Annotated in this window: 4 protein-coding genes and 1 tRNA gene; 3 read left to right on the top strand and 2 right to left on the bottom strand. The window is 66.2% G+C overall.

Annotation, left to right across the window (positions count from 1 at the left end; genetic code table 11):
• Positions 1–1,290, bottom strand: a 1,290-nt coding sequence (locus A9X05_RS10335; RefSeq protein ID WP_067781071.1) for a helicase HerA-like domain-containing protein, incomplete at its 3' end; no start/stop codon positions are given.
• 117 nt (positions 1,291–1,407) lie between these two features.
• Here A9X05_RS10335 and orn point away from each other — a divergent pair.
• The 3 genes from orn to A9X05_RS10320 all read left to right on the top strand — a co-directional run bounded on the left by orn (position 1,408) and on the right by A9X05_RS10320 (position 2,665).
• On the top strand, positions 1,408–2,055 hold the full coding sequence (orn, locus tag A9X05_RS10330; protein ID WP_067760557.1) for an oligoribonuclease: 648 nt from the start codon (positions 1,408–1,410) through the stop codon (positions 2,053–2,055).
• 45 nt (positions 2,056–2,100) lie between these two features.
• Positions 2,101–2,176 (top strand) — tRNA-His (locus A9X05_RS10325).
• A gap of 132 nt (positions 2,177–2,308) precedes the next feature.
• On the top strand, positions 2,309–2,665 hold the full coding sequence (locus A9X05_RS10320) for a hypothetical protein (protein WP_067760604.1): 357 nt from the start codon (positions 2,309–2,311) through the stop codon (positions 2,663–2,665).
• Between the two features lie 8 nt (positions 2,666–2,673).
• Here the strand turns inward: A9X05_RS10320 and A9X05_RS10315 are convergent.
• The coding region (locus A9X05_RS10315; RefSeq protein ID WP_156736625.1) for a L,D-transpeptidase at positions 2,674–3,120 on the bottom strand (447 nt) is incomplete at its 5' end.

Raw genomic sequence — 3,120 nt, 5'->3', positions numbered from 1 at the left:
CGCACTGCTTTTCGCCGTGGCCGCTATCGCGTCGTTTCCAATCGACGCCATCAGCGACCGCGGCACGCGCATGCGGGTCCACGCGACGGGCGTGGGCGCGCCCTTCTCGGACAGCACCGTGACCACGGCCTCCCCGATACCCAGCGACGTCAGCGCCGATTCCAGGTCGTAGACATCGGTTTTCGGATACGTCCGCACGGTCTTGCTCAGCGCCTGTTGATCGTCGGGGGTGAACGCCCGCAGCGCGTGCTGGATCCGGGCGCCGAGCTGGGAGAGCACATCGTTGGGCAGGTCGGTGGGCAGTTGCGTGCAGAAGAACACCCCGACGCCCTTGGAGCGGATCAGCTTGACGGTCTGCTCGACCTGCTCGAGGAACGCCTTGGAGGCGTCCGCGAACAACAGGTGCGCCTCGTCGAAAAAGAAGACCAGCTTGGGCTTGTCGATGTCGCCGACCTCGGGCAGCACCGCGAACAAGTCGGCGAGCACCCACATCAGAAACGTGGAGAAGATGACCGGGCGTAGCGACTGACCGCTGAACTCGAGCAGCGAGATGATGCCGTGACCCTGGTCGTCGACGCGCAGCAAGTCCTGAGGATCGAGCTTCGGCTCGCCGAAAAACGTGTCGCCGCCCTCGCCGGCGAGGTTGACCAGCGCCCGCAGGATGACGCCCGCCGTCGTCGGTGAAACGCCGCCCAGGTCTTTCAGGTCGGCCTTGCCCTCGTCGCTCGCCAGGTGGCTGATCACGCCACGCAGATCACCCAGGGTGACCAGCCGACGGTTCGCCTGCTGGGCCCAGTGAAAGATCAGCCCCAGCGTCGACTCTTGAGTGGCGTTGAGCCCCAACACTTTCGACAGCAGAACCGGACCGAAGCTGGCAACCGTCGCGCGGACCGGCACGCCCAGTCCCCCGGTGCCCAGCGACAAGAACTCCACCGGGAAGCCGGTCGCCGCCCAGTCGTCGCCCGTGTCTTTGGCGCGCGCGGCGGTCTTGTCGTTGGCCTCCCCCGGCCGGGCCAGACCCGACAGGTCGCCCTTGACGTCGGCCATCATCACCGCAACGCCCGCCGCACTGAGTTGTTCGGCGATCAGCTGAAGTGTCTTGGTCTTCCCCGTTCCGGTCGCACCGGCCACCAGGCCGTGCCGGTTGATCGTGGCCAGGGGGATGCGAATCTGCGCCGTCGGGTCGACGGCGCCGTCGACGACGACCGTGCCCAATTCGAGTGCCTGCCCGTCGACGGCGTACCCGTTGGCGATCCGGCGCGCGGGTGTTTCCGCGGATTCGGTGCTCATCGTGGTGCCCCCGTTCCCAGTGCTTCGGCAGGTGGTCCGGCAACGCTCACACTACTTCTCCGGCGCAATTAGGGGCGATGGCCGGCGCGGGCGGCGCGGGAGCCTAGTCTGAGCGCTGTGCGAGACGAGTTGGTGTGGATCGACTGCGAGATGACGGGGCTGGACCTCGGCTCCGACAAGTTGATCGAAATCGCGGCCCTGGTCACCGACGCCGATTTGAACATCCTGGGCGACGGCGTCGACGTGGTTATCCACGCCGACGACGAAGCGTTGTCGTCGATGATCGACGTGGTCACCGAAATGCACACGCGTTCAGGGCTGATCGACGAGGTGCGGGCGTCGACCGTCGACCTGGCTACCGCCGAGGCGATGGTGCTCGACTACGTCGGCAAGCATGTCAAGCAACCCAAGACGGCGCCGTTGGCGGGCAATTCCATCGCCACCGACCGTGCGTTCATCGCCCGCGACATGCCCGCGCTGGATTCGTTCCTGCATTACCGGATGATCGACGTGAGCTCGATCAAGGAGCTCTGCCGGCGCTGGTATCCGCGGATCTATTTCGGCCAGCCGGTCAAGGGGCTCGCGCACCGCGCGCTGGCCGACATTCACGAATCGATCCGCGAGTTGCGGTTCTACCGCCGGACGGCGTTCGTCTCCCCGCCGGGACCTTCTACCAGCGAGATCGAGGCCGTAGTCGCCGAACTGGAGGGCGACGGCGGCACCCCGAACGAAATCGATTCGGCCACCGAGCCACCGACCGGCTAGTATCGACGTCGCCGCTCGAAGGCCTCGAGGCCGCCGGCGGCGATGGTGGCTGTAGTTCAGCTGGTAGAGCACCAGGTTGTGATCCTGGATGTCGCGGGTTCGAGCCCCGTCAGCCACCCCAATCGGCCGGAGGCCCGTGTTGCTTCCTGACCGCCGGGTCGTTGCGGCCCCCGGCACGCGATTGCACCCTGAACGGGAGGGACAGCGCGCCGTGCCGCCGAACCGCCAATTGCTCCCCCTGAACGCGGCCATCATGGGTTGCGCTGTCCTGCTCGCGGGCTGCGGGGGGTCGAACCACACGGCGACCACCGTCACGTCGACGGTGCCGGCAGCGACCAAGACGGTGACCGTGACCGCCGTGCCGCCGCCCCCGCCGGGACCGAAGACGACCATCGAGTCGGACGGCACGTTCATCGTCGGCAGCGACATCGCACCGGGCACCTATCGCAGCGCCGGGAAATACGGGTGCTATTGGGCGCGTCTGCGCAGCCTGGACACCAATGACATCATCGACAACAACGTCAACGACGGCCCGCAGGTGGTGCAGATCCTGCCCACCGACCGCGCGTTCATGACCAGAAACTGTGCGGCCTGGCACAAGGTCGACTGAACCGCACGTCAGGTGTTGGCGTTGCCCGCTTTCCACTGCGGCCAGGGAATGTTCCAGTCGCCCAACCCCTCGGTGCCGGGCAGCGTCGGCCCCACAGTGTTGATGACCTCGACAATGTCGCCGGTCTTGCTGTGGTCATAGAACCACTCGGCGTTGCTGGGGCTCACGTTCAGGCACCCGTGGCTGGTGTTGGTGTGCCCCTGGGCGCCGACCGACCAGGGCGCGGAATGCACGAAGACGCCGCTATAGGACATCTGGGTGGCCCAGTCCACTTCGGTGCGATATCCGTTGGGCGAGTTGACCGGAACACCGTAGGTCGACGAGTCCATGATGATGTGCTTGAACCGGCCGCCGATGATGTAGAAGCCGTTGTCCGTCGGCGTGCTGTCCTTGCCCATCGACGTCGGCATCGTCTTGACCACCTCACCGTTGACGCGCACGGTCACCGTCTTGGT

This window comes from Mycobacterium sp. E3298, from assembly GCF_001666895.1.
In the GTDB taxonomy this organism is placed as follows: domain Bacteria; phylum Actinomycetota; class Actinomycetes; order Mycobacteriales; family Mycobacteriaceae; genus Mycobacterium.
The sequence above is the reverse complement of the archived record's forward strand: the minus strand, read 5'-3'. Positions and strand labels throughout refer to the sequence as shown.